Here is a 4,715-nt window from a genome sequence, read left to right on the forward strand (position 1 = left end):
CCGAGCACGTCGGCGGGAGTGATCGGAGTGAAGCCCCCCGGAAGGACCGTGACGGGGAAGAAGGTCGAGTAGTAGAAGCCCTCCGCAGTCAGGAACAGCTTGTCGCGGAGTAGGTTAAATTTGACCCCAGACTCGTACAGGATGTTCGTGAGATGGTAGTAGGAGCTGGTGAACGCGGGACAGAACGCACCGAGAACATCCATTCCCGCAGTCTGGGCATAGGCGTAGGTGAAATAGGCGTTCATCCAGGGGTAGGGCTTGTAGCTCAAACTCGCGTTTACCTGCGGTTCCAAGATCGAGTAGTTGCTCTGGAGCATGAGCGCCGGCGGCGTGCCGGGCGGCTCGCTGTTGGCAATCTCGTACCACTGGAGCCGGGCTCCCAAGAGGAGGCTCCACTTCTCCCCAAGCTCGATGTTGTCTTGAACGAACGGCGAGATCTGGAAGAACTGGGATTGGGCTGTGGCAAAGTTGCCGGTGTTGTAGGTCATCCCGGGTACTCCCGGCACGGGGATGTCGTAGAGATAGACGTCATTCGCTCGAATCGCCTCGGCCATCGTCACGGGCGGAAGCAGGCCCGATCGAGTCAAGGGTTGCGCCATGTTCCAGAAGTTGTCGGCGATCCGGCTCGTCTCCGTGTAATCGGTGTTGTTCTCAAACCAGAGAAAGATTCCTCCATCGAGCGCGTGGTGGAGGGAAAAACGGCCGAGGCTCGTCTCCTCCTTCGCCTGCGCCTCCACCCGGTGTTCGATCAACCAGTCGCCGGGGGTATAACTGAAATTGGAGTTCGCCAGCGGCATCTGCACCATGTTGAAATACTCGAACATCGTATTGTTGACGATCTGGAGATCGTCGGAGAGCTTGAGGGTCTGGATGATCTGCGCAACCCCATACATGTTCCGGTTTCCGGAGCCGGCAAGATTCGCCAGGTTGTTCCTCAGGCTGATCGGCACCTGCGGCCCCCATTGGACGATGTAGCCCTGACCGGGAACCGAGGTTCCAATTCCCGGATGGAAAGTCCCATTGGGCCCGAGCCATCCGATCATCTGCCCGCTCTGGTAGAGCCCGCTATCGATCAAGGCCTGATCGGGCCGGTTGATGCCAAGGGGCAAGTTGAACCCCAAGGTGTCGAGCTCGAAGTTGGAGTCGATCGAATAGTTTTCCGAAGGGCGGGCCGACAGAGCCAGGTAGAAATCCTGGCTGTGCATGTAGGCCCCCTCGTAGTAGCTGCCCGAGTATTGTCCTGCGTAGTCGAAACGGTAAGCCGCCTTGCCTCCGGCGAAGGGCCCGCCCATGTCGATATTCCACCGGTTCTGATCGTACATCCCCATGGAATAGGAGGCATCTCCGCGAAAGCGGTCGAAGTAGGGCTGCTTGGTGATGTCGTTGACATAGCCCGCCGCCATCTCTCGAGCCCCAAAGACCGCACTGACCGGTCCCTGAACCACGTCCATGTTCTCATAGGCAGAGAAGTTCGGCATCGGCCCCGATGTGCCATAACTCTCCAAGCCGACGAGCATCCCGTTGCGGAAGACCGTCCCCGGAAGGCCACGGATAAAGGGCTCCACCGAGTAGTCGCCCGCCGGCGCCATGGTCGTCAACGAGGGGATGAGCGGGGCGAGGTCGTCATAGCCCATCAAGTTGCCGGGTGCGATCGTATCGAGCTGCTCGCGAGAAACGGGCGTCACCTGCCTCGGGGTATCCAGAATGGTCATCTCGGGGCCGTAGGCGGTCGTCGGGGCCGAGGCGGGTCCCGGCGGCTCTCCCGACACCTGCACCTCCGGCAATAGGGCAGGGACCGGCTCTACGGAACGCGGCGCCGTCGCTCCCGTCTCCCCGGGGCCGGAGGATCCAGGGGATCCGACTTCCTCCAGGGAACCGATCGGAACTTCCGGTTCGGAAGCGGTCGTCTCCTGGGCAGAGGAGGAGGGAAGGATGCCCAGAACGAAGAACAGAGTGAGGCATGGAAGAAAAAACCCTCCCTCTTTGTCGTTGTTCCTCCGGTAGATTCCCATGGAACTGTTGTAGTAGTGCGCATTGTATAACGCAAATATTATTTAGGTTTACCTAAATTCGATAGCCGCTGTTTCTAAATCGGCTCCTTTTGTCCTCCGATTTTCTCCTAGTCGCGCGGGGAGCGGAAGCGCAGCCCAAATCCTTGACGGATATTCTTACCCCACACTAAATGGCTCTGTGCCCTCGGCCATCCTCTTTCTCCAACAGAGCTTAACCGTTGCGCTCGATCGTTTGCGGGCGTCCTTTTGGATCGCGCTCGCCGCGGGGGCCGCCTACTGGCTCATGGCGCTCTTGCTTGCCAGGATCGTGACGAACTTCCCCCGCGGCAGCCCGGCCGCGATCCTTTCCATCCTTTCGAGCCAGGGCCTCTTGGGGATTCTCATCGTGGGATTGGCTCGATTTTTCCTTCGCCTCGCCGACGGGAAAGCGGCGCGGCTCGACGAGCTCTTTTACGGCTTCAGCGCGCCGTGGAAGTCGATCGCCGGAGCGCTCTTCGGCTGGGTGATCGGAATCGTTTCGCTCACCGCTCTCCTTCTTCCGGCTGCGGCTCCGATCGCCCTGATCGCCGTGCTCTGCCTCCTCCCCCTCCTTATGTTCGAGCCCTTCCTCGTCGCCGACGACGCCGTTTCCGGGGTCACGGAGGCTTTCGTCGAATCCTTTCGCCTCGGGATTTCTCATTACGCAAAGGCGCTGGCGATCGCCGTGACAGTGGCCGCACTTTTCTTTCTTGGCGTGCTCCTAGTCGTGGGGCTGCTCATCAATATTCCGATCTGTTATTCGCTCGTCGCGGTCGCCTATCGCAACCTCCTCTCGGAGCCGTAGGAAAGCCTGCCTTTCCCCCTGCTCTTCCGCCCGTGCCGGGAACGGAGCCCACTCCGGCGTTTGACTTCGTTTCGGCTTCCGGTCACGTTTTGGTCGTCGGGGCCCGCCTCGGAGAATCGGAGAGGGGAACGGAAAAGGATCTATGTGGTTCCAGCAGGAAGAATGTCCGGCGGATGATGAGGAATTGGGAAGAGTCTTGTTGAGCTGGTTGACGCGCAAGCCCGAAGAACTCCCGCTCGAATCGTTTTGCGAGGAAGGGGGCTGGCCGGGTCCATGGGAAGGACATGTCGACGAAATCCGGAGGAGCTGCGACAGGGTCGTGGCGGTAGTATCGGTCTCCTTCGAGGAGCGGGTTTCCGCTTGTTGCGATTTAGGGAGCGCCAAAGAGGAATTGGGATACCATGGGATTCCCCGGTATGGGCGCTTGGAGATTGCGATCGACTCCCGGACCGGCGACAGGACCGTTCGGCCTCTTCCGTAGTCCAAGGAGCAAAGGGCTTCCATAAGCAAATTCAGGATTGTCGCGGGAAGATGACGCATCGAACGTCCGGAGCGGCTCGCTGGTTTACCTCCGCCTCCTTCGCTCAATGGCGAGCGCAGATCCGGCCCGGCTCCTCCTACACTCTCCACTCGATTCCGACTGCGGCGCAGGCCTTCGTCCTCTCCGGCCTGGTCTACGCCTCGTCTCCTTTCCTCCTCATCGTAGCGAGCTCGCCGAAGCGGGCCACCGCATTGGCGGGCACCATGGAAGCTTTGGGTTGTCGGATTCCGCTCTTTCCGGAAACCGCCCCCGTGCCCCAAGGGGCTCTTCCGGATCTCGATCTAGCAGCCTCCCGGCTCCAAATCGCTACGGCGCTCCTTCGCAAAGAGCTTCCCGGCTTGATCACGACTCCCGCCGCCCTCCGTCAGCCCCTGCCGAGGCCGGAAAGTTTGCAAGCAAGCACGATCCTGCTCTCGCCGGGAAGCCCTGCAGATCGGAAATCTCTCCTGGATAAGCTGACCACCGCCGAGTTCGAACAATGTCCGCGCGTGAGCGTGCGAGGACAAATGAGCGTGCGGGGAAGCATCGTAGACCTTTTCCCTTGGACGGCGGCATTTCCGCTGCGAACCGAGTGGGAAGGAAACACTCTGGTTTCCCTGCGGGAATTCGATCCCGTCTCGCAGCGATCGCGGGGCATTCTCTCTTCGATCACGATCTCTTTTCTTCCTCCGGCCGAACTCGCCGAAGAGGAGTCGACGACTTTGCTCGAATATCTCCCCGCAGAGCGATGTCGATTCTCCGTCGGCGCAGACCCTTCCGCGCAGGATGGGGAGTCCTTGGAGCCGGCTCCCGATTTTCAGGAACACGATTTCCTCGGGCTGCCGCGGGAGGACAGCTTGATTCGGGAAGGCCGTTGGACGCTTTTTGCCGCGGAGCTTCGCCGCTGGCTCGCCGAAGGGTGGGAGGTAGGGATCTTCGTCAACAACGAGGGAGAAGAGAAGCGCCTCGAGGAGCTGTTGGCGGCGGAGCGGATCGACACGACAAGAATCCTCTGGATCGCGGGCGCTCTGGCCCGCGGGTTCTCCTGGCCCGCGGAACGGCTCACGATCCTGAGCGATGCGGAAATCTTCGGCCGATACCAGACGCTCCCCCGCCAGGGGAAGCAGACCGCCGGCGTTGCGGAAGTCCGACCCGTCGAGACCGCCTTCGCGGAATGGCAGCCCGGCGATTTTGTCGTTCATCTCCAGCACGGCATCGGCCGCTATCGGGGCGTCGAAGCTCTCCCGGAGGGTGACGGGGAGGCGCTGCTTTTGGAATTCGCAGGGGGAGCAAAGCTCTACGTGCCGATCGACCAGAGCTATCTGGTTTCGCGCTATGTCAGCGGATCCCGGCGCCCGCC

Annotated in this window: 4 protein-coding genes; 3 read left to right on the forward strand and 1 reads right to left on the reverse strand. The window is 60.8% G+C overall.

The features are described 5' to 3' along the window. On the reverse strand, positions 1-2,012 hold a 2,012-nt coding region (locus FN369_RS07905; RefSeq protein WP_246189620.1), incomplete at its 3' end, for a TonB-dependent receptor. A 178-nt stretch (positions 2,013-2,190) separates the two neighbouring features. Here FN369_RS07905 and FN369_RS07910 point away from each other — a divergent pair. From FN369_RS07910 to FN369_RS07920, 3 genes are all read left to right on the forward strand, one after another. Next, positions 2,191-2,835 carry a hypothetical protein gene (locus FN369_RS07910; RefSeq protein ID WP_142525628.1) on the forward strand — a complete coding sequence of 215 codons (645 nt, stop codon included), beginning with the start codon at positions 2,191-2,193 and terminating at the stop codon, positions 2,833-2,835. Positions 2,836-2,977: 142 nt separating this feature from the next. After that, positions 2,978-3,316, forward strand: coding sequence for a hypothetical protein (locus FN369_RS07915; protein WP_142525629.1), 339 nt, complete (start codon positions 2,978-2,980; stop codon positions 3,314-3,316). 50 nt (positions 3,317-3,366) lie between these two features. After that, a partial coding sequence (locus tag FN369_RS07920) for a CarD family transcriptional regulator (RefSeq protein ID WP_281290938.1) occupies positions 3,367-4,715 on the forward strand: 1,349 nt, incomplete at its 3' end.

It is taken from the genome of Methylacidimicrobium cyclopophantes (genome assembly GCF_902143385.2).
GTDB lineage: Bacteria > Verrucomicrobiota > Verrucomicrobiia > Methylacidiphilales > Methylacidiphilaceae > Methylacidimicrobium > Methylacidimicrobium cyclopophantes.